Source organism: Lysinibacillus sp. (assembly GCF_032093475.1).
GTDB lineage: Bacteria > Bacillota > Bacilli > Bacillales_A > Planococcaceae > Lysinibacillus > Lysinibacillus irui.
In genome coordinates this window covers 1-22,426 of the sequence record NZ_DAMDAY010000003.1, presented here as the reverse complement: position 1 = coordinate 22,426, position 22,426 = coordinate 1, and the positions used below count along the sequence as shown (strand labels likewise).

Annotated in this window: 17 protein-coding genes, 3 tRNA genes and 1 pseudogene; 2 read left to right on the top strand and 19 right to left on the bottom strand. The window is 35.4% G+C overall.

Going from position 1 to position 22,426, the window contains the following annotated elements:
- The first annotated feature begins 1 nt into the window (after position 1).
- Positions 2–1,642, top strand: a complete 1,641-nt coding sequence (gene merA, locus RT445_RS01315; RefSeq protein WP_002440486.1) for a mercury(II) reductase — start codon at positions 2–4, stop codon at positions 1,640–1,642.
- Positions 1,643–1,801: 159 nt separating this feature from the next.
- On the top strand, positions 1,802–3,124 hold the full coding sequence (locus RT445_RS01310) for an ISL3 family transposase (RefSeq protein WP_009374086.1): 1,323 nt from the start codon (positions 1,802–1,804) through the stop codon (positions 3,122–3,124).
- 537 nt (positions 3,125–3,661) lie between these two features.
- On the opposite strand, the gene RT445_RS01305 is transcribed toward RT445_RS01310, so the two are convergent.
- The 19 genes and pseudogenes from RT445_RS01305 to RT445_RS01215 form a co-directional block, all read right to left on the bottom strand.
- Positions 3,662–5,764, bottom strand: coding sequence for a copper-translocating P-type ATPase (locus RT445_RS01305; RefSeq protein ID WP_009374088.1), 2,103 nt, complete (start codon positions 5,762–5,764; stop codon positions 3,662–3,664).
- Positions 5,765–5,990: 226 nt separating this feature from the next.
- Positions 5,991–7,163 (bottom strand): D-alanyl-D-alanine carboxypeptidase family protein, encoded by a 1,173-nt coding sequence (locus RT445_RS01300; protein WP_009374089.1) that lies wholly within the window; start codon positions 7,161–7,163, stop codon positions 5,991–5,993.
- 165 nt (positions 7,164–7,328) lie between these two features.
- Positions 7,329–8,063 carry an urease accessory protein UreH domain-containing protein gene (locus RT445_RS01295; RefSeq protein WP_009374090.1) on the bottom strand — a complete coding sequence of 245 codons (735 nt, stop codon included), beginning with the start codon at positions 8,061–8,063 and terminating at the stop codon, positions 7,329–7,331.
- A 21-nt stretch (positions 8,064–8,084) separates the two neighbouring features.
- Positions 8,085–9,011: a F510_1955 family glycosylhydrolase gene (locus RT445_RS01290; RefSeq protein WP_009374091.1), complete on the bottom strand. Its 927-nt coding sequence runs from the start codon at positions 9,009–9,011 to the stop codon at positions 8,085–8,087.
- A 12-nt stretch (positions 9,012–9,023) separates the two neighbouring features.
- Positions 9,024–9,701, bottom strand: a complete 678-nt coding sequence (locus RT445_RS01285) for a response regulator transcription factor (RefSeq protein ID WP_009374092.1) — start codon at positions 9,699–9,701, stop codon at positions 9,024–9,026.
- A gap of 16 nt (positions 9,702–9,717) precedes the next feature.
- Positions 9,718–11,079: a sensor histidine kinase gene (locus RT445_RS01280; protein ID WP_009374093.1), complete on the bottom strand. Its 1,362-nt coding sequence runs from the start codon at positions 11,077–11,079 to the stop codon at positions 9,718–9,720.
- 40 nt (positions 11,080–11,119) lie between these two features.
- Positions 11,120–11,653 carry a thiol-disulfide oxidoreductase ResA gene (gene resA, locus RT445_RS01275; protein ID WP_036075026.1) on the bottom strand — a complete coding sequence of 178 codons (534 nt, stop codon included), beginning with the start codon at positions 11,651–11,653 and terminating at the stop codon, positions 11,120–11,122.
- A gap of 39 nt (positions 11,654–11,692) precedes the next feature.
- A pseudogene (locus RT445_RS01270) lies at positions 11,693–12,402 on the bottom strand (cytochrome c biogenesis CcdA family protein).
- A gap of 523 nt (positions 12,403–12,925) precedes the next feature.
- On the bottom strand, positions 12,926–14,728 hold the full coding sequence (gene glmS / locus RT445_RS01265) for a glutamine--fructose-6-phosphate transaminase (isomerizing) (protein WP_312506591.1): 1,803 nt from the start codon (positions 14,726–14,728) through the stop codon (positions 12,926–12,928).
- A gap of 655 nt (positions 14,729–15,383) precedes the next feature.
- Positions 15,384–15,899, bottom strand: coding sequence for a type 1 glutamine amidotransferase domain-containing protein (locus RT445_RS01260; RefSeq protein WP_274794927.1), 516 nt, complete (start codon positions 15,897–15,899; stop codon positions 15,384–15,386).
- 125 nt (positions 15,900–16,024) lie between these two features.
- On the bottom strand, positions 16,025–17,377 hold the full coding sequence (gene glmM / locus RT445_RS01255) for a phosphoglucosamine mutase (protein WP_312506592.1): 1,353 nt from the start codon (positions 17,375–17,377) through the stop codon (positions 16,025–16,027).
- Between the two features lie 221 nt (positions 17,378–17,598).
- A complete protein-coding gene (locus RT445_RS01250) occupies positions 17,599–18,687 on the bottom strand; it encodes a CdaR family protein (protein ID WP_274794930.1) in 1,089 nt (362 codons plus the stop codon).
- On the bottom strand, positions 18,680–19,516 hold the full coding sequence (cdaA, locus tag RT445_RS01245; protein ID WP_274794931.1) for a diadenylate cyclase CdaA: 837 nt from the start codon (positions 19,514–19,516) through the stop codon (positions 18,680–18,682). Before cdaA ends, RT445_RS01250 begins: the two co-directional genes overlap by 8 nt.
- Before the next feature lie 149 nt (positions 19,517–19,665).
- Positions 19,666–20,292: an anti-sigma factor family protein gene (locus tag RT445_RS01240; RefSeq protein ID WP_312506593.1), complete on the bottom strand. Its 627-nt coding sequence runs from the start codon at positions 20,290–20,292 to the stop codon at positions 19,666–19,668.
- Between the two features lie 13 nt (positions 20,293–20,305).
- A complete protein-coding gene (sigW, locus tag RT445_RS01235; protein WP_004225410.1) occupies positions 20,306–20,869 on the bottom strand; it encodes an RNA polymerase sigma factor SigW in 564 nt (187 codons plus the stop codon).
- Positions 20,870–21,002: 133 nt separating this feature from the next.
- Positions 21,003–21,908 carry an arginase gene (rocF, locus tag RT445_RS01230; RefSeq protein WP_274794933.1) on the bottom strand — a complete coding sequence of 302 codons (906 nt, stop codon included), beginning with the start codon at positions 21,906–21,908 and terminating at the stop codon, positions 21,003–21,005.
- A gap of 185 nt (positions 21,909–22,093) precedes the next feature.
- Positions 22,094–22,166, bottom strand: a tRNA-Lys gene (locus tag RT445_RS01225).
- Positions 22,167–22,180: 14 nt separating this feature from the next.
- Positions 22,181–22,255, bottom strand: a tRNA-Gln gene (locus tag RT445_RS01220).
- A 5-nt stretch (positions 22,256–22,260) separates the two neighbouring features.
- Positions 22,261–22,336, bottom strand: a tRNA-Asp gene (locus tag RT445_RS01215).
- Between the last annotated feature and the right edge of the window lie 90 nt (positions 22,337–22,426).

Below are 22,426 nucleotides of genomic sequence, written 5' to 3'. Positions count from 1 at the left end.
TATGAATAAATTTAAGGTAAACATTTCAGGAATGACTTGTACGGGTTGTGAAAAACACGTAGAATCAGCACTTGAAAAGATAGGTGCTAAAAATATTGAGTCTAGTTATCGTCGTGGTGAAGCAGTATTTGAACTGCCCGATGATATTGAGGTTGAAAGTGCAATAAAGGCGATTGATGAAGCAAATTACCAAGCCGGAGAAATTGAAGAAGTATCATCACTAGAAAACGTGGCGTTAATTAATGAAGACAATTATGACCTTCTTATTATTGGTTCTGGTGCTGCTGCCTTTTCTTCGGCAATTAAAGCTATAGAATACGGTGCAAAAGTTGGAATGATTGAGCGTGGAACGGTTGGGGGAACCTGTGTGAATATTGGCTGTGTTCCGTCAAAAACTCTTCTTAGGGCAGGGGAAATCAATCATTTATCAAAAGACAATCCGTTTATAGGTTTACAAACATCCGCTGGAGAAGTGGATTTAGCTAGTTTAATCACGCAAAAGGATAAATTGGTGAGCGAACTTCGGAATCAAAAATATATGGATTTAATTGATGAATATAATTTTGATTTAATTAAAGGTGAAGCAAAATTCGTTGATGCTAGTACGGTTGAGGTCAATGGGGCAAAGTTATCTGCAAAACGCTTTTTAATTGCAACAGGTGCATCGCCTTCGTTGCCCCAAATTTCAGGACTTGAAAAAATGGACTATTTAACTAGTACAACACTTCTTGAGTTAAAGAAAATACCAAAACGATTAACTGTAATTGGTTCAGGATACATTGGAATGGAGCTTGGACAACTATTTCATCATTTAGGTTCAGAAATAACGCTTATGCAAAGAAGTGAGCGACTTTTAAAGGAGTATGATCCTGAGATTTCAGAGTCAGTTGAAAAAGCGTTAATTGAACAGGGTATAAACCTTGTCAAAGGGGCAACTTTTGAGCGTGTTGAACAAAGTGGAGAGATAAAAAGGGTTTACGTAACAGTAAATGGCAGTAGAGAAGTCATTGAATCAGATCAGTTACTTGTTGCCACTGGAAGAAAACCAAATACGGATTCTTTAAATTTAAGTGCAGCAGGTGTTGAAACTGGAAAAAATAATGAAATCCTGATCAATGATTTTGGTCAAACAAGTAATGAAAAGATTTATGCAGCAGGAGATGTGACTTTAGGACCACAATTTGTATATGTAGCAGCCTATGAAGGTGGAATTATTACTGATAATGCTATTGGTGGATTAAACAAAAAAATAGATTTATCGGTAGTTCCTGCTGTTACGTTTACGAATCCGACGGTTGCAACGGTTGGTTTAACAGAAGAACAAGCAAAAGAGAAAGGGTATGATGTGAAGACATCTGTATTACCTTTAGATGCTGTTCCAAGAGCAATTGTAAACCGTGAAACAACCGGTGTATTTAAACTAGTAGCAGATGCAGAAACACTAAAAGTATTAGGGGTTCATATTGTATCTGAGAATGCAGGAGATGTCATCTATGCAGCATCATTAGCTGTTAAATTTGGCTTAACGATAGAAGATTTAACAGAAACCCTAGCACCATATTTAACAATGGCTGAAGGGCTAAAATTAGCTGCACTTACGTTCGATAAAGATATTTCGAAATTATCTTGTTGTGCAGGCTAAGGGAACTTTTTTACAACTCCCTATTCAAGTGAACCAGCTAATGCTTTAAGGGATTTTCTAAGTGCATTTGTGGTCACAAAAATAATTTAACACTGATGATTTCGACATCAAATCTATAATTGATACCTTAACACCGCAGAGTAATAAAGGATGAATAATATGTCAGACTTATTATCCCTACCAGACATTAAAACAATAGAACCGCCACAAGAAAATGAAACCGATATGATGTTTAAAGTTGAAGCAGTCGGACCACCTGAACGTTGTCCTGAATGTGGTTTTGACAAGTTGTACAAACACAGTTCAAGAAATCAACTAATTATGGATTTGCCCATTCGTTTAAAGCGAGTGGGCTTACAATTGAACCGTAGACGATACAAGTGTCGTGAATGCGGATCTACCTTCTGGGAACGCCTAATATCTGTAGATGAAAAGCGTAGTATGACCAAAAGGCTTTTAAAGTCCATTCAAGAGCAATCCATGTCTAAGACCTTTGTAGAAGTCGCAGAAAGCGTTGGTGTTGACGAGAAAACCATTAGGAACGTTTTTAAGGACTATGTGGCACTCAAAGAACGTGAATACCAGTTTGAAACTCCTAAGTGGCTTGGGATAGACGAGATACATATTATCCGTAGACCTCGGCTTGTATTGACTAATATTGAACGCAGGACTATTTATGACATCAAGCCTAACCGTAACAAGGAAACAGTCATCCAACGTCTTTCAGAAATCAGTGACAGGACTTACATTGAGTACGTCACAATGGATATGTGGAAGCCCTACAAAGACGCAGTGAACACTATCCTTCCACACGCTAAAGTTGTCGTAGATAAGTTTCATGTAGTTAGAATGGCTAATCAAGCCTTAGATAACGTCAGAAAGTCTTTGAAAGCCCATATGAGCCAAAAAGAAAGACGTACCCTTATGCGTGAAAGGTTTATCCTTCTAAAGCGTAAACACGATCTAAATGAACGTGAATCATTCCTCTTAGATACTTGGTTAGGTAATCTTCCTGCTTTAAAAGAAGCCTATGAACTCAAAGAAGAGTTTTACTGGATATGGGATACTCCTGATCCAGATGAAGGTCATCTTCGTTATAGTCAATGGAGACACCGTTGTATGTCCAGCAACTCTAAAGACGCATATAAAGACCTCGTGAGAGCCGTAGACAACTGGCATGTCGAAATATTCAACTACTTTGATAAAAGGCTCACTAATGCTTATACGGAGTCAATTAACAGCATTATTAGGCAGGTAGAGCGAATGGGTAGAGGTTACTCGTTTGATGCCTTACGAGCCAAAATCCTTTTCAATGAGAAGCTCCATAAAAAGCGTAAGCCACGATTTAATTCAAGTGCTTTCAATAAAGCTATGTTATACGATACTTTCAATTGGTATGAAGTGAATGATCACGACATTACAGACAACTTTGGTGTCGATTTTTCCACACTTATTAAGAATTTGGAGAAGGGTGATTTATAAGCCCTTTTCCACCATAAAATCCGAATACCCTATTAAACTAAGAGAAGCTTCATGAGACCTATCATCATACTAATTATGATTCCCATTCCTATGATTGAATAACTAATTACTTTTAAGTCATCTTTTTTTTGCAATCGACAGTATTTTTTATAACTAACTTCTCCATTTGCGAACATAAGACCAAATTGATCAGGTTTAATTGAATAAAATACACCATTCTCGTCTTCTAAAATTAGTTTTGTTATAAGGTTCTCCCCGTTCGATTTTTGATTATGAGTATTGCTTCTCGAGCCTTCAATCCTCACCACTTTGTATATGGAGTTCCCCAAAATCTTTTCTGTTATATGAAAAGCTTGATCTTCTATAAAGTTGTTATTTATACACACTTATATCCCCCCTCTGTTCACTAAGCTTCTGATATACTATATGTAAAATTTAATATATAGTTTTAACTAATCAGGAAATTGGAATCTTTTTTTTACAATATAATAAAAATTCGTCAAATTATATTTGACGAATTTTTTGCTTCATCTTTACTTATTCGATTTTGAGCAATTGTGCATTTATTGCACATATAATCGTACTTAAGGACATGACAGCAGCTCCAATTGCAGGTGTAATAACAATACCTACACTATATAAAACGCCTGCAGCTAGTGGAATTGCAAGAATGTTATAACCAGCTGCCCACCCTAAATTTTGGACCATTTTTTTATGACTAGCTTTCGATAGCTTTAATGTATTCAGAATGTCCTCTGGATTGCTGTTTACCAGTACTACATCTGCAGTTTCAATGGCCACATCTGTGCCTGCACCGATCGCAATACCTAAATCTGATTCAGCCAGTGCAGGCGCATCATTAACACCGTCACCAACCATTGCAACTTTCGAATTTTCTTCTTTTAGTCCTTTCACCTTATTAGCTTTTTCATGGGGTAATACTTCAGCAATAACTTTCGTCATGCCTAGTTTTTCACCAACATATTTTGCTACACGCACGTTATCACCTGTCATCATAACGGTTTCAATACCTAAATCACTCAATTCTTTTATAACCTTATAAGAGGAATCCCTTATTATGTCTGCTAAAGCAATCATGCCTAAAAATACATTATCCTTTAATATAAAAATAACGGTTTTACCTTGTTGTGCAAGTTTTTCGTAAGTACTTTCATCGAAGCTAATATTTTTTTCTTTTAAAACATTTGGACTAACAATTGCAATTTCAGACCCGTTAACATTAGCCACTAACCCTTTACCTGTTAAATTTTTAAAACCTTTTACTTCAGATACTTTTATATTTTGCTTCTTACCCTCTTTTACAATTCCCTTTGCTATTGGATGTTCAGATTGAATTTCTACAGAGTAAGCAAGCTTTAATAATTCTTTTTCGCTAACCCCTGTAACTGGATGAATATCCGTTATACCAAAATTACCTTCAGTTAAGGTACCAGTTTTATCAAACACAATTCTATTGATTTTAAATGCGTTTTCAAATGAAGTACGATTCCTAATTAATAAACCCTTCTTAGCAGCAATAGATGTAGAACGTGATGTTACTAAAGGAGTAGCTAGACCTAAAGCATGAGGACAAGCAATTATTAAAACTGTCACCATTCTTTCTAATGCAAAATCAAAGTCATCTGTTGACCACCAATAAACCAGTGTGATAATACCTGCAACAATAGCGACATAGAATAACCATTTAGCGGCTGTATCAGCAAATCCTTGAGCTTTTGATTTAGTTTTTTCTGCATCGCTTACTAATTGGATTACTTGTGCAAGATAAGTGTCACTGCCTGTTTTACTAACATTTATTTTTAGTACACCCTCTCCATTAATTGAACCCCCAATGGCCTCCATACCTACCTTTTTTTCAATAGGAATTGATTCCCCAGTTAACATCGATTCATCAACTGTAGAGTGTCCTTCAAAAACTATTCCATCAATGGGAATTTTCTCGCCTGGTTTTACTAGTATTTGATCACCTGGTTTTAAATCTTCAACAGATACTTCAATAAGGTTGCCTGATGCATCTAACTTATGAGCTTCTTTAGGCATTAATTTAATTAACTCTTCTAATGCTTTTGAAGCACCCATTATTGATCTCATTTCGATCCAATGTCCAAGAAGCATAATAACAATTAAGGTTGCTAATTCAAAAAAGAAGTCACTTCCTTCAATGAAAAATGCTGTTAGTGAACTATAGACATAAGCTGTTACGATAGCAAGAGTAATTAATAGCATCATCCCAGGAGTTCTATTTTTCAATTCACTCCATGCTCCAAGTAAAAATGGTTTTCCTCCATAGAAAAAGACTATTGTTGAAAGTAAGAATAGTAATAATGTGTCACCAGCAAAATTTACTTTATATCCAAGAAGCATCTGAATCATCATGGATAAATATGATATTGGAATCGTTAATACTAAAGATACCCAAAACCTTTTCTTAAAATCAGAAATCGAATGACCATGGTGTTTGTTGTTACCCTCGCTTTGATTATGTTGATGATGATTGTGTTCATTATTTTTCTTATTGTTAGGGCTGTAATTTTCATGAACATCTTGCATATGATTTGTTATTGGTTCATGCGAAACATTATGATTGTGGATGTGGTCTCTTTTTTCTTTTCTCTCCATCAAATATCACTCCTCTAAATATAAATCAGATGTGTACTATTTTTTTAGTGAATGTTCCCTCATTTTTCTTGAATTCATTTCTCCTAGGTTTCCTAGAAAAAATATTTCTTATTTAATCTTAATTTACCCCAAAGTTATGCAAAAATTATGAATTGTAATTTGAATAAAATTATTATTTAACAAAAAAAGAATGAGGATAAAAATGTACCTCATTCTTTGTCTTAATTTATATTAATTTCTTCTTTCGAATAAACTTTAAATAGATGAATAGGACGAAAATAAACATTACGCTAAATTTTGTGTACACCGATGCATCCTGATTTAAATTCGAGTCCTCTGTGTCTTTATGAGTTACATTTTTATTTATTTTACTATTGGCATTTTCTAACTGAAAAGATGCGATAGTATCCTGATTTTGATTTAATAGCTCTAAATGACCCTTTCCAGAGATTCTTTGACTAACTGTTTCATGTTGTAAAACTATATAATCGAGTTTTTCTTTGGTCTTAAAGGACATTTCATCAATTTTATATATTTTTCCCATCGGAATATTCCTAGACTCAAAATTCTCAAATGCATAATCAAGAAGTTCTATTGTATCGTTATAGGCCATGTCTTCTGTTTGCGCTTTAAGCGTTACGACAATAACCGATATATCGTTTCTTGTTGCTGTTGTTATAAGAGTTATTCCTGATTCATCAACATATCCAGTCTTTCCACCCGTTATTCCTTCATAAGGTCGCTCTCTCATTAATTTATGATGACTATAAAGAGTAGTATCCCACGATTTGCCATCCCAATTAAGTTCCTTTAGACCAAAAATTTTACGAAACTCCTTATTTTGCATTGCGTATTTCGTAATTTTTGCTAAATCTTGTGCAGTAGTTTTATGATCTGGATCATATAGTCCATGGGGATTTACAAAGTTCGTATTTTGTATTCCAATATTCTCTAAATATTTATTTATACTAGTCGAAAACTGTTTTACAGACCCATCCAAATGCTCAGCAATAGCAATACCTGCATCATTACCAGAATTCACAAGTAAGCCTTGAATAAGCTTTCTTAGATTAACCTTTTCTCCTTCTTCTAAAAAAACCCTAGTTCCTTCAACTTCTCTAGCATTTTTACTAATTGTGACAATGTCTTCTAGGTTCCCTTTTTCAATTGCATATATTGCAGTTGCTATCTTTGTTAAGCTAGCAGGAGCCATCTTCTGATTTGGATTTTTTTCATATAAAATTCGCCCCGTTTTTTCATCTATTAATATAGCAGCTTCACTGCTAATCAAAGGAGATTCGACCTTCATTGCGCCATGAACTCTATAAACAAAATTTGAACCTAGTATTAAGAAGATTACTACTAAAATCGCAACCTTTTTTATTAAATGTGTTTCCATATTATTATTCTCCTCATAGTAATCTACACATGTATCTTAGAAAAAATATGTGGAGAAAATATGGAGAACAAGTTACGTAATCTAAACTTAACACTTGTAACAATAGTGATTTCTATTAATGTTTGAAAAGCAATGTACTTTTATTTGTTTCTAAATTATTTATATTTACATTCCCCAATAAGTAATTGTGTCAAAAATTCCAATAATAAAAAGAGTAACTCCGGCTATTTTTTGAATAAACCTACCTACTTTAATACTTTTCTTCATTACTAATCCCTTAATATCAAAGTACCATATAAAAAATAAGATGATGACAAGAGGTATTGATGTTGCCAATCCAAATATTGCAGGTAACACTAATCCATATGAAGTCGACATAACGGTTGGCATTAGCCATACAAAATAGAGTACAAACATTGTTGGACAGAATGCAATTGCAAAACTAGCTCCTAGAAAAAAGGAACCAATATAACCTTCTTTTAGTATAGTAGGAACGTTCTTTGAAATTCGATTTAATATTCTTAACTTTATTGTCCCCATTAACACAAGTCCGGTAAGTATTAATAGAGGACCAATCAATTTTCGGAAAACCGGAAAGAAATTAATTATTTTGTTTTCAAATGTTTGTCCAAATGCCCACGCCAACAAACCAATTGCACTATATACTATGACTTTACCCATAATAAACGAAACGATCTCTCTCCAATTACTACCTAATTGGATAGTACGATTACCATATAACGTAATAGCGCTAATATTTCCAGTCAGTTGACATGGAGCAAATGCACCTATCAACCCAAGGAGGATAGATATAATGATTGGGGAATGCTCATATGAATTTAAGAATACAGAAACTGGTTCACTTATGGTTTGACTAATTTGAGACATCAAATTATACATCTCAATCACCCTTCAATAACCTTATTTTATTTTTAATTCCCCTTCTGAAGCTAATTTATCCCACGATTCCCCTTCGTTCTTAGAAAGATAGAAGTTAAGATTATTTGTTACAAAAGTAATTTCTTCTCGATTAGTAGGATTAGAAGCGATATAAATAATTGGGTCTTGCATTATCTCGTTTGGGAGTTGTATATTTTTTTCTTCTTTACTATCCAATGAGAATGATCTAAGGGAAACAGAATTTGAGTCATAGTTTGTATAGTAACCCCCATTCTCATTTAAAGTTACGTATGTAACCATTTGAGTAGACTTAAGTAATTTAAAGTTAACTCCATAGTCATTCGAAACAAAGATTCCATCTTTACTACCAATTGCAACTATTTCTTTTTTGGAAGGGTGAGCTGATAAATTAGAAACAAACTCGGAATTAAAGCCATTCATAGCTGATTCAGTCCAAGACTTCCCTTCATCAATTGAATAATGCAATCCACCACTCATATTCTCTGTAGGTGTTTCATTAATGACATAGATTGTATTCGAATCATAACCAGCTGCAAGATAATGAAAATCAATTTCGCCGTAAAAGGCTAATTGTTCTAGATTTGCTCCTTCATCTGTACTTTTTATAACTCCTAAAGGGTTTTTAAGGTTTGAGCCTTCCTCAGGATGTCCACTTGAATAGAAGCCATCTTTGACCGCCTGAAAGCCCATATAGTCATGTTTTTGGCTGTTCGCTTCTTCCCAACCCTTTACACCATATTTATACAATCCTCTATGTGTTGCAATTACAAAATCACTTTTACCATTTATATATCCCAAACCATGTATATGTTCAATTTTTGGGTTATCCACTTCTTCAAATGAATAACTATCTTTTTCTTTTGAATTACAAGCACTTAAAACTAAAACAATAACTAATAGACCTAACCAAATTTTGTAATTTTTCATACTTTTCTCCTTTTAACTCCATTTATACCCTATTCCCCAAACCGTTTTAAGGAACTCATCGGTAGGAAAGTCAGATTTACTTAATTTTTCTCTTAGATTTCTTATATGTGAATCAACAGTCCGCGTATCTGTATCTGTTTCATATTCCCATGCAGCATGCAGTAATTCCTCTCTTGTAAATGTCTTAGAAGGTCGAGATATTAATGCTTTTATAATTAAAAATTCTTTTAAAGTAAGTTGCACACTTGAATTTTGGTAGTGTAGAGAATATGTTTCTTTATCTAAAACAAAATCTTTAAAAGTGATATTTTCATTATCCTTTTCAAATCCGACAATTCTACGCAAAACAGCATTGATTCTTGCTATTAACTCTCTTTCATCGAATGGCTTGGATATATAGTCATCTGCACCTAATAAAAGTCCCTTAGCTAAATCAGATTTATCAGCTCTTGCAGTTAGCATTATAATGGGTACTTTTGAAAATTCACGAATAGATTCACAAACATCCCATCCATCCATTTCAGGCATCATAACATCTAATAAAACGAGATCGATATTTTCTTTCTTAATTCTCTCTATTGCCTTTATTCCGCTCTTTTCTTTAATACAGGTATATCCATGTGGAATTAAAAATAATTCGACTAAATCGAGCATTCTTTCTTCATCATCCACAATCAAAATTGTCTGCATATTTAACCTCCATGTGTTATATGATCACCGTAAATGTACTTCCTTCTCCAAGTTTACTTTTGACTTCAATGGTACCATTGTGTGCTTCTACTAATTCCTTCACAACAGCAAGTCCAATTCCTGAACCACCATATGCACGAGAACGTGATTTCTCAACACGATATAGCTTCTCAAAAATGAAGTCAATTTCTTCTTGTGGAATGCCAATACCTGTATCAATAACCTCAATTCTTGTTTTCCCTTCATTTTTACAAGCCTTTAATGTTACCTCTGTATTTTCCTTTGAATATTTCAAAGCATTATCCAATAGGTTTATGACAATTTGCTCTAAACGTAATGGGTCAGCATATATTTGAAAATCTTCAGTGCAAACAAAGTTCAACTTAATATTCTTGAGATCATATGAAGGAGCAACAAGTTTACATATTGCTTCGAAAAAATATCGAGCAGAGAAAGATTCTTTCATGACAGTAAATGTGTTTTCGTCCATTCTAGCCAAGTCTAATAAATTTTTTACCAATTCCTTCATTCTATTGGACTCTTCAACAATAATTTCAAGATACTGTTCTCTTTGTTTCTTACTTAGACTCTCTCTCATCGCTACTTTTGAATATCCAATTAAATATGTCAACGGTGTACTTAATTCATGAGCCACTGACGCCAGAAATTCATTCCGGTCTGTTTTTAAACGTTCTAAATCATTGGCTAATTTCTGAATTGAACTTGCTAACTCACCAAGCTCGTTTTTACTTTTAATTGCAAGCTTTACATTAAACTCACCTTTGCTTAATTTCTCTGTTGCCTCTTTCATCCGTATTAAAGGTCTTGTTATAACTTTTGACAGAACCGCGTAAACAATAAAAAGTACAATAAAACTTGTAGCACCTGCCATACCAAAATGTTCAGTTAATTCATGAACCATCTTATTAAGAGAACCAGTACTTTGTAGCATTAAAACGTATCCAGATTGATTTGTATTTGAGATATAAGGATGCACACTCATAATATAAGGGGATTCTTTCCAGTTAGAAGTCAATAATTCATCTGTTTCTACGTCTACGTTCTTTATTAAAGAAACTATTTGTCCACTTAAAGATTCACTAATATCTGAACTACCAATGATATTTCCTTTATTATCGGTAATGATCACCGCACGATCTTTACTTTTTTCCATCAAAACGATATGTTTTATTGTAGTTTCAGAAAAATTTTCAATTAAAACATCTCTATGATTAGCACCATTCGCCAATAATGTATAATATTCTTCTTCAACTCTCGAATTAATTATATTTCGATGAAGATAAAACATAAGAAATAAATCCATTATTAGCACTACAATAAAAAAACACGATGCTAATTTTGTAGAGATTTTGTTCACTAATTTTTTCACCTCTCTTATTAGTCTAAAAAATTATTACTTAGTCTGGTAAAATTTGTTCCATGTAACTCTTTATATCCTGTTCTTTCATTTCTCCAGTGATTATTTTTTCTATTTTACCCTCTGAATTAATAAGAATAGTCGTTGGTAATGGATTTATATTATATGCTTCCATTACACTTTTGTTTTTGTCAATTAATACCGGAAAAGTTAAACCTTTTCGGTCAATATAATTTTGAACCACGAAGTCGGATTCTGCTATATTTATAGCTAATACCTGTATACCTTTTTCTTTATATTCCTTATAATATCTATCTATAATTGGGAATTCCCTTTCACAGGGTTTGCACCAAGTCCCCCAAAAGTTTAAAAAGACACCTTGTCCTTTGTATTCCTCCAAATTATGTTTATCACCATACATATCAACTAGAGTAAAATTTGGAGCATTATCCCCTATTTGTAATACTTCATTTTTTTCTTTAGTTAAAGTTGTATATACTGTAAATAATATTGCCCCAAATAATACAATTAATATAATTGAACGCATAAGAAATCGTCTCTTTTTTTTATCCATAATTAAGTTTGGTTCCTTCCCCTCTTATATGATATAAAACTAAAAGCCAGTAAATCCTCCAAAAATAGGTGTTAAAAACGCAATAATTTTAGTCATCATATCAAAGTACAATAAAACCCCCATCAGAATCATTATTGCACCACCTATTTTCATAAACAGTCCATTTTTTCTTTGAAGAAACTTCATTTTTCCAATAAATAAGGACATTATTAGGAAAGGTATAGAGAAACCTAGCACATAAAATAACATGTACAACATTCCTTGCCCGGGGTTAGACACTCCTAAAGCTATTACTCCGGCAAGAATTGGTCCAGTACAAGGTGTCCATCCAGCTGCAAAACCCATACCAATAAGTACTGAGCCAAAATATCCTTTGGGCCTTTTTTTAAAACTAATCTTTTTTTCCGATTGTAAAATATCGAATTTAAAGAAACCTAGAATAACTAATCCAAAAAAGACCATGAAAATTGCTCCAAATTGCCTTAGTAACTCTTTATACTGAATAAAAATCTTTCCGATAAAAGAAGTTGAGAAACCTAATGCCATAAAAATAATAGAAAAACCAAGTAAAAAAAGCAGGGTATGTATTAAGACTTTCGTCTTAAGATCCCTTTCTCTTCTTTTAGTTCATTAAAGGATATTCCTGTTATATAAGATAGAAAAGCAGGATACAATGGTAATGAACAAGGTGATACAAATGATAATAATCCAGCCCCAAATGCAAGTATTAAATTTAATTGTTCTAACAAATACTCTCACGCAACCTTTCTACAGAACATTTAAAAATAAAGTATAGACTATAAATGTGGAGAATATATGCATATGTTGATACATATCAAAATTAAGAAGTTTATTTTTGATACCTTTCTACAACTCATTAATTAATAGCAATTTTTTTTTAAAAAAAGTTTTAATTCCTGCTCTAAGGATTATAATTCAACGGTAATAATGACAAAACAAAACCCTGGCACAGTAGACAATGTACCAAGGTTATTTTAATGTACCTACTTTATATATATATAGTTAGAAAAATGAAAGGTTTGAAAGCCATTTTGAAAAAACAAAAACCCTGATACAGCATCATACTGTATCAAGGTTTATCTTATTTATATACAATAATATAGTTAGAATCACTCATAGAAATTGTTTGAATATCCAGTATACAACTTTTTTGTCCAGTATAAGACTTTATTGTAAAGTATACAACTATTTTGTCTAGTATAGAACTTTATTGTAACTGAACAATTTCACAACTTTTTTAACATAAAACCCTTACTCAACAGTCACTGATTTTGCTAGATTACGTGGTTTATCCACATCACAGCGGCGGTGTAGAGCAGCATAGTAACTAATTAATTGTAGTGGCACTACAGATACAAGTGGTGTTAGTAATTCGTGTACATGTGGAATTACTAGACGGTCACCATCTTCGTCAATGCCAGCCATTGCGATAATACATGGATATGCCCCACGAGCAGCTACTTCTTTAACATTACCTCGGATGTTTAGCCCGACAGATGCTTGTGTAACAAGTGCAAACACTGGAGTACCTTCTTCGATTAAGGCAATTGTTCCGTGTTTTAGTTCTCCACCAGCAAAGCCTTCTGCTTGGATGTAAGAGATTTCTTTTAGTTTTAATGCCCCTTCAAGGCTTACATAGAAGTCCATATTACGGCCGATGAAGAATGCGTTGCGTGCGATTTTTAAGTAGTCTTCTGCGATATCTTCTAATACATCTTTTGAATCAATGATTGTTTGGATGCCATTTGCAGCAATCGCAAGCTCTTGTTTTAAATCAAATTCTAAGCCTTTGCCATTTGCCTTTGCCGTTACATAGGCTGCTAAAGCAAGAACCGCTACCTGTGCAACATAAGCTTTTGTAGAAGCTACTGCAATTTCCGGACCTGCATGTAATAACAATGTATGATCTGCTTCACGTGATAGTGTGGAGCCAGGTACATTTGTAATTGTTAATGTTGGGTAACCAAGCTCTTTAATTTTCACAAGTACTTGACGGCTGTCTGCTGTTTCACCTGATTGTGTTATAAAGATAAATAATGGTCTTTCTGAAAGTAATGGCATATTATAGCCGAATTCACTAGAAATATGAACCTCTACTGGAATACCCGCCATTTTTTCGAAATATTGCTTACCAATTAATCCTGCATGGTAGCTTGTGCCTGCTGCGATAATATATAAACGATCTGCAGCTCGTAATGCCTCTAAAATCTCTGCGTCAATCGTTAAATCGCCATTGTCCCCTTCATATGCTTGAATAATTTTACGAATAACTGTAGGCTGCTCATCCATTTCTTTAAGCATATAGTGAGGATATGTCCCTTTTTCAATATCACTCATATCAAGCTCAGCTGTATATGGCGCACGCTCTACTACAGAACCATCTAATTTTGTAATTTCAACACTTGCTTTGTGTACGATAACTACCTCTTTATCGTGAAGCTCTACGTATTGATCTGTTACTTGTAGCATCGCCATTGCATCTGAAGCTACAACATTGAAGCCTTCACCAATTCCAACTAGAAGTGGCGATTTATTTTTCGCTACAAAGATCGTATCTGCCGCTTCTGCATCTAATAGTGCAAGTGCATATGAACCATGTAATAGAGATAGAGTTTTACGGAAAGCATCAGCTGTGCTCAAACCTTCTTTCACAAATAACTCTACTAATTGGACGATAACCTCTGTATCTGTATCAGATTTCATTGGAATGCCTTTTAAATATGTTTTTTGTAATAAATGATAGTTTTCAATAACGCCATTATGCACAAGTGTAAAGCGTCCTGATGCACTTTGATGTGGGTGAGCATTTAAACGATTTGGCACACCATGTGTTGCCCAACGAGTATGACCAATACCAATTTTTGCTGCAACTTCCTCATCTACCGCTTCACGTAAGTCGGCAATACGTCCTTTTTCTTTAAAAACCGTTACGCCTTCTTCATTGCGAACTGCAATACCCGCTGAGTCATAGCCACGGTATTCTAGTTTTTCTAAGCCCTTTAATAAGATTTCCTTTGCATCTGATTCCCCAATATATCCTACAATTCCACACATAATTTTTCTTCCTCCGATAATGTCAATTTAATGCAATGACAAATTAGACCTCATCTTATCAAACTTTTTTGAATGGACAAGCTATACTTTATTTTTATAAAAAATAAAGCCTCCTGTACATGCAAACAAATTACTGATTCAGCCATTCTGAACCGAGCTCTTTCGATATGTGAAGTTTCTTCTATTTATCTTTTGCTTTTAACTATACCTTTTTCATTTTCTGTACATTCAATCACTTAAATGCTTTCAAAATGAAAAATGACAATCGGGTATGTCGATCGGGAGGCATCCGCCGAATTTTCGATAATCCTCCACCTCGTCTGCTGAAGATCTATTCGTCCGATTTCTTCAGCTCAGGCGCTATAATTGTTTTCCGATTTTACGCTTTCTTCCCCTCCTTATGCGCTCGTTAAAGAACAAGGTCGGACCTCATCTTCAACTTCTCCATCATACTCAATCATATGCTATCCGTCAAATTTTCGTTATAAAAAAGACCTATTCATAATGCTTTTTCGTGACAATTATGTAAACAAAATAATATTAGCTATCATAAAAGAGTTACCAATTGATATGATCAAATAACATATGAATTCATTTACAGGTCAACGCCAGAGCCATAAAAAAGCACAAGCAACTTCATGCTTGTGCCCGCTTTTTATTTACTACCCAATAATTTAACGATTTCTCTATTAAAGGCTGGGAGGTCATCTGGTGTTCTACTTGTTACAAGCTGCTTTTGACAAACAAAGACTTCTTCATCATGGAATATTGCCCCAGCATTTTCTAAATCTACTTGAATGGATTTATAGCCTGTTGCATCACGACCATTTAAAGTCTTAGCTGTAATGAGCAGTTGTGGTCCATGACAAATGGCAAAGGTAGGCTTCATATCATCCATAAAGGATTTAACAAATGCCACTACACGATCATCCGCGCGTAATATATCAGGAGAAAAACCACCAGGGATAAAGAGAGCATCGAATTCTATAGCTTTTACCTCATCAATGCCTTTATCGATTTTTACGGTCGCTCCATGTTTCCCCTTTACTTCCTTACCTGCTTCCGTATCAATTGTTACTAGCTGATGTCCAGCCGCTTCTAAAGCTTCTTTAGGACTTGTAAATTCAATGTCCTCGAACATATCCGTAATAACTGTAGCAATTTTAGCCATATCAATAAAACACTCCTTGTTATTGTGACTCCTTATTACTGTTCCCCATCTCACTTATTTAAAACATTTTTACAAATAAGAAAAACCCGATCTCCTGTAAATGGAAATCGAGTTTCTAATTAACACTATTCTGTTAAACCCATTTCTTGACGTACAACGTCCGCAATACGCTCAACAAAACGCTCACAATCATTTTCTGTTGCAGCTTCCACCATAACACGTACTAGTGGCTCTGTACCTGAAGGACGTACTAAGACACGACCATTGCCTGCCATTTCAGCTTCTACATCTGCAATTACAGCTGCAACCTTCGTATTATCCGTCACAGCATGCTTGTCTGTTACGCGAACATTAACAAGACGCTGAGGGAATATTTTCATGTCAGCAGCAAGTTCTGAAAGCTTTTTACCTGTCGCTTTCATAATATTAACAAGCTGAATTCCTGTAAGTAAACCATCACCTGTTGTATTAAAATCTAGAAAAACGATATGTCCTGATTGTTCGCCACCTAAATTGTAATCATTGGCACGCATTTCCTCGACAACATAACGATCTCCTACAGCTGTCTGTACACTTTGCATATCATTGTCTGCTACAGCTTTGTAGAAGCCCATGTTGCTCATTACTGTTGAAACAATTGTTTGCTTCTTCAAACGTCCAACCGCATTTAAATGCTTACCAATGATAAACATAATCTGGTCCCCATCAACAATTTTACCGTTTTCATCTACAGCAATTAAACGGTCGCCATCACCATCAAATGCTAAACCTACATCTGCATTTTTATCTAAAACAAATTTAGCTAATCCCTCTGGATGTGTTGAGCCTACACCATCATTAATATTTAAGCCAGTTGGGGAAGCACCCATTGTAGAAATGTCAGCTTCTAGATCCGCAAATAGATGTGTAGCCAATGATGATGTTGCACCATGTGCACAATCTAGTGCGACATGGATACCATCAAATTCTTCATCCACTGTTTGCTTTAAGTATTGAATATATTTTTGACCACCTTCGAAGTAATCACTTACAGAACCTAATTCTGCGCCGATTGGACGTGGTAATGTATCCTCTTGAGCGTCCAGTAGTACTTCAATTTCCTCTTCTTGTGCATCAGTTAGCTTAAAGCCATCCGGACCAAAAAATTTAATGCCATTATCAGCAACTGGGTTATGTGAAGCTGAAATCATGACGCCTGCATCTGCGCTCATAATACGAGTAAGATATGCCACACCTGGCGTTGAAATAATACCCAGACGCATTACCTCTACTCCAATTGATAAAAGACCAGCAACAAGTGCACCTTCAAGCATTTCACCTGAAATACGTGTGTCACGACCAATTAAAACCTTTGGACGGTCAGTTGCATCCTTTGTTAAAACATAGCCACCTATACGACCAAGTTTAAATGCAAATTCCGGTGTTAATTCACTATTCGCGACGCCACGGACGCCATCTGTTCCAAAATATTTACCCATTCTACTTATTCTCTCCTTCAATGCAAGACTGTGCCTAATGAATAAATTCATTAGATACTTGTCCGCCTACTTTTGGAAAAGTCTGTTTTGTTCATTCATTGGTAATTATTAATATTCCTATCAGCCAGTTTGTTTGGTGAAAGAATAATTCCTACTCACCAAAACAAACTCCGATTGGATTTTTGATTTAGAATCAAAATAAAATTATAGTCACATATTGTTTAAGAATCAATATCTTCCGTTTCCTCAGTTGGCGTATTTTTATCAGTAGTAGTGTTATCATCAACCTCATCAGTTTCTTCAGTTGGAGGTGGCGGTAACTGTGGCGTTTCCTCTGTAGAAGCTGGTGTTTTCGGTTGTTCCTCTTTCTCTACCTTTGTAATATCTGCCTTCACTTTTATTTTTTTGTCAGATATTTTTGTTACACCATCTGGTAATTTTACATCAAATTCATATGTTTTGGACTCTGTAATTTTTGACAGGTCAACTGTAATTGGTATTTCCGTTAAACCATCAATAATTGATTTTCTACCAAATACTTTAATCATTTTCGGTGTAAATGTTAATGAATTAATCGTAATGTCTTGTGCCGCTTGCCCTGTTTCCCTGAGCACAACAGGTATCTCTCGACTATATTCTTCGATATCTACTTGAACCTTAACTGTTTCAGGTTCAATTGTCACATCTAACTTATTTAAATCTCGATCTAATACTTTTACTGCTGCCTCCTGTGAAAATGACTGAGTAAGACCTTGTTCACCTGTAACAGTAGCTTTTACATAGCTTATGCTTTCAATAGCACTTTTTGCACCCGTCACGTAAACGGTAGGAGGATTGGCTGTCATATCTTTTAATATATAACCTTCTTGGATGAGACGCTTATTCATTTCAGGGTCAACACGGAATTCCTGTGTGACCTTTTCCTCAATATTCACATGAACTGTTGCAGGGTCTAATGTAACCTTTAACTTATCAGAAATATTTTCGTATTTTAGCTTTACATCATGCTCTCCAATCAATAAATTGCTTAAATCAACAAATATAGAAAAGTCTTTTGCGGCTTTTGCTTTTAAAACCAGAGGCATTGGACCTTCAATGGTAACATCGACTGTTTCAGGTAAGCCTGATACAATAAGATTTTCATTATCGTAATAAACATCTACTGGAACATCACGAATGACATCTGTTTGTTCGTTCGTTGTTGTTTTACTTATTGGAGATAGCTCAGTACGAACTGAGAAAAAAAGCAAAAATGCTAAAAATAGCGCGATGATTCTTAATACCCAAGGGCTATCCATCATTTTATCCATTCTTTTTCCCCCTCCAAGTCAACTTAGAGGCTGCATTAGATTCCTGTGCTGAACCGAACCACATTTTGCGTAACAGTGTTTCGAACTCCTCTAGAGAAAGATTGCGATGGAGATTACCGTTTAATGTAAGACTAATTGCACCCGTTTCCTCTGATACAACAATTGTAATAGCATCTGTAACTTCACTTAAACCAAGTGCAGCACGGTGACGTGTCCCTAGCTCTTTTGAAATAAACGGACTTTCAGAAAGTGGTAAATAACATGCTGCTGCCGTAACTTTATCTTTTTGCATAATAACCGCTCCATCATGTAGCGGCGTATTAGGTATAAAGATATTAATGAGAAGTTCTGACGAAATTTCAGCATTTAGTCCTATACCTGTTTCAATATATTCATTAAGACCCGTTTCTTTTTCTATAGAAATTAACGCACCAATTCGTCTTTTAGCCATATAACTAACAGACTTCTTCATAGCCTCAATGAGTCTTGTTTGTTCTTCTTCTTCTTGACTAGATGAACGTTGGAATAGCTTTCCTCGGCCAATTTGTTCTAGACCACGTCTGATTTCAGGTTGGAATATGATAATAATCGCTAAGAAACCAAACTCAATGACCTGTTGTAACATCCAGCCTAGTGTTTGTAACCCTAAAAGGTCTGTTGCAATTCGTGCAATAATAATGACGAAAATTCCCTTAAGTAATTGGACAGCCTTTGTACCTTTAATGAGGGTTAAGACTTTATAAACAACGTACCAAACGAGCAGTACATCAATGAAGTTAATAACAATATTCACAGGAGTTAAATCCGTGAAATGTTCGATAATTTGCACGTGGCATCCCCCACTTTTCATTGCGAATCCATACACATTCAAGTATATCACATTCTTAACAAATGTAACTTTTTTCAAATAAAAAGTCTACTCTAAAGAGTAGACCTTTCAGCCTCTCACGTGCACTATTTTTTAGGACGTATAGAGTGTTATTTAGTTTCTTCTTTTTCCTCAAATGTCATGGCCGTCTTTACAGAATTTTTAATCGTATACCAAAGCCATTCAAATACTTCGTCAATTTCCTCAATTCTTCCGGAAACTACCGCCGAAGATGCCATATATTGCCCGTTAATTACTGTGACGTTGCCATCAACTTCACCTTCAACAATCAAATCGCCGTTTTTCACAACAATATCACCCTTCACCACTTCTCCTTCAGGTACAATCACCGTTTGACCATCCACAACTAAATTTGGTTGTTTGGTTACGGAGAAATGCTGATCATCCATGAAGCTACCTAATAATGTAGCACTCATAAATAAGCAAAATACTGCTGCTGCCACAAAAAACGGATGCCGGCGTATCCATTTTTGTATACCTACTCGACTTTTTGGCTTAGGTAAACGAGCCATTACTGCTGCTTCAAAATCCGGAGGCGCTGTAATATGGGAAGCACTCTTCACAAAGGCGATTGTTTCACTCAATTCTTGCATCAACTGTTTACAATCATTACATGTATGCAAGTGTTGTTTCAACTCTTGCTCATGCTCACGACTAATGTCACCGTCTAAATAATCATGCATATAGTCTATAATATGCTCTGGACAAGTATTCATGACGCTCCCCCTCCTACAGATTGTTTAACTGTTTACGTAATGCCTCACGTCCGCGGTGAATCCTTGTTTTCACCGTTCCAAGCGGCATATCTAAAATCTCGCTAATCTCTTGCAACGATAACTCTTCTATATACTTCAATACTATAACTGAACGGTATTTATCCGGCAAACGTCCAATTTCATATTGAATGCGATCTTGCAGCTCCATTTGCTCTAACTGCTCCTCTGGTAGCTGGTCGTCTGCTGCGATTTGCGAATACATATCAAGCCCTTCTGTACCAGCTACTTCTGCATCTAAATAATAATCCGGTTTCTTTTTTCGAATACGGTCAATGCAGAGGTTTGTCGCTATGCGATAAAGCCACGTCGAAAACTTTCTTTTCTGATCAAATGTATGCAAGTTCATATAAGCACGCACAAAAGCCTCTTGAGCAATGTCTTCGGACTCTTGTTTGTTGCCTAACATTCGATAGCATACTTGGTACAGTTTGTGCTGATAGAGACTCACAATATCGGCAAATGCGTTTTGATCGCCTTTAAGCACTTGTTTTATTCTCTTATTTACTAACGCATCCATCGTGTTGACTTCTCCACCTTTACAACTGTCTTATACTATACGACCCATCGATAAGAAAAGTTTCGTTTTAATTTAATTATAGCAAAAGATTTTTATGCAATGTGGCAACAGGCAATTTTTTGTAAAATTTTCTTTAAACTAGTGTTTCTCCAAATAATGATCCCATTAATGCAACAGCTACATTTGCCGTTGTATTCTTCTCATCTAAAATTGGATTTACTTCTACAAACTCCGCTGATGTTACCATCCCAGATTCCTGTAGCATCTCCATTGCTAAATGACTTTCACGATACGTAATTCCTCCTGGAACAGGCGTACCAACCCCTGGAGTATATAGCGGATCTAATCCATCTAAATCAAGAGATAAATGTAAACCATCAACATTACGCTCTTTTAAATAAGCGAGTGCATCTTCCATGACACGCGTCATTCCAAGTCGGTCAATCTCATGCATTGTATAAACTTTGATGCCTTGCTCTTTAATCAAATCACGCTCACCAGGATCTACTGAACGAGCTCCGATAATAATAACGTTCTCTGGTTTAATTTTTGGAGCATAGTTGCGAATTTGGACTAAACGTTCGTGACCTAGTCCGATACTAACCGCTAATGGCATACCATGGATATTACCTGAAGGTGTTGTCTCAGGTGTATTTAAATCCGCATGAGCGTCATACCAAATAACACCAAGGTTTTTATAATGCTCACCTAGTCCCGCTAATGTCCCAATCGCAATACTGTGATCTCCACCAAATACAAGCGGGAACTTTTTCTGTTCCACTACTTCATGCACACTATTAGCTAAAGCAGTACTAACCTCCACTACTTCCTCTAAATTAAGTAATTTTTCATCTACTGCGGCATCCGCTTGCTTTTGGCTAACACGAATATCCCCTTGATCTTGTACTTCGTGTCCAATAGCTTCTAAACGTTCTACAACCCCCGCATAACGGATAGCACTAGGTCCCATATCTACACCCCGACGTGCTTGTCCGTAATCTGTTGGTACTCCAATAATAGAAATATTAAGTTTATTCATGTTTTTATACCCCCTAAAAGTTATAAGATTATTGTAAAGCCTACATACCACTTGGCTCAACCCGACAAAAATGTGCATATTTATTCAAATTTAGAGAACATAAAAAAATCTCCTACTGTTTTCAGTAAGAGATTAGTTATCAGTAATTAATATAACACTTTTGAATGTATTTTATTCTAAAAAAGTGAGCCATGAAGGACTCGAACCTTCGACCCTCTGATTAAAAGTCAGATGCTCTACCAACTGAGCTAATGGCTCGTTAAAGAAAAAAATGGCTGGGGTACTAGGATTCGAACCTAGGCATGACGGAATCAAAATCCGTTGCCTTACCGCTTGGCTATACCCCAATAAGTGGCGGTCCCGACCGGGATCGAACCGGCGATCTCCTGCGTGACAGGCAGGCATGTTAACCGCTACACCACGGGACCAAATTATTGTAATTTAAAATATAATATAAAGAAAATGACCCCTACGGGATTCGAACCCGTGTTACCGCCGTGAAAGGGCGGTGTCTTAAC

Coding starts and splice junctions, on each gene's coding strand:
- merA (WP_002440486.1), top strand. CDS start 2: ATGAATAAATTTAAGGTAAACATTTCAGGAATGACTTGTACGGGTTGT.
- RT445_RS01310 (WP_009374086.1), top strand. CDS start 1,802: ATGTCAGACTTATTATCCCTACCAGACATTAAAACAATAGAACCGCCA.
- RT445_RS01305 (WP_009374088.1), bottom strand. CDS start 5,764: ATGGAGAGAAAAGAAAAAAGAGACCACATCCACAATCATAATGTTTCG.
- RT445_RS01300 (WP_009374089.1), bottom strand. CDS start 7,163: ATGGAAACACATTTAATAAAAAAGGTTGCGATTTTAGTAGTAATCTTC.
- RT445_RS01295 (WP_009374090.1), bottom strand. CDS start 8,063: ATGTATAATTTGATGTCTCAAATTAGTCAAACCATAAGTGAACCAGTT.
- RT445_RS01290 (WP_009374091.1), bottom strand. CDS start 9,011: ATGAAAAATTACAAAATTTGGTTAGGTCTATTAGTTATTGTTTTAGTT.
- RT445_RS01285 (WP_009374092.1), bottom strand. CDS start 9,701: ATGCAGACAATTTTGATTGTGGATGATGAAGAAAGAATGCTCGATTTA.
- resA (WP_036075026.1), bottom strand. CDS start 11,653: ATGGATAAAAAAAAGAGACGATTTCTTATGCGTTCAATTATATTAATT.
- glmS (WP_312506591.1), bottom strand. CDS start 14,728: ATGTGTGGAATTGTAGGATATATTGGGGAATCAGATGCAAAGGAAATC.
- RT445_RS01260 (WP_274794927.1), bottom strand. CDS start 15,899: ATGGCTAAAATTGCTACAGTTATTACGGATATGTTCGAGGACATTGAA.
- glmM (WP_312506592.1), bottom strand. CDS start 17,377: ATGGGTAAATATTTTGGAACAGATGGCGTCCGTGGCGTCGCGAATAGT.
- RT445_RS01250 (WP_274794930.1), bottom strand. CDS start 18,687: ATGGATAAAATGATGGATAGCCCTTGGGTATTAAGAATCATCGCGCTA.
- RT445_RS01240 (WP_312506593.1), bottom strand. CDS start 20,292: ATGAATACTTGTCCAGAGCATATTATAGACTATATGCATGATTATTTA.
- sigW (WP_004225410.1), bottom strand. CDS start 20,869: ATGGATGCGTTAGTAAATAAGAGAATAAAACAAGTGCTTAAAGGCGAT.
- rocF (WP_274794933.1), bottom strand. CDS start 21,908: ATGAATAAACTTAATATTTCTATTATTGGAGTACCAACAGATTACGGA.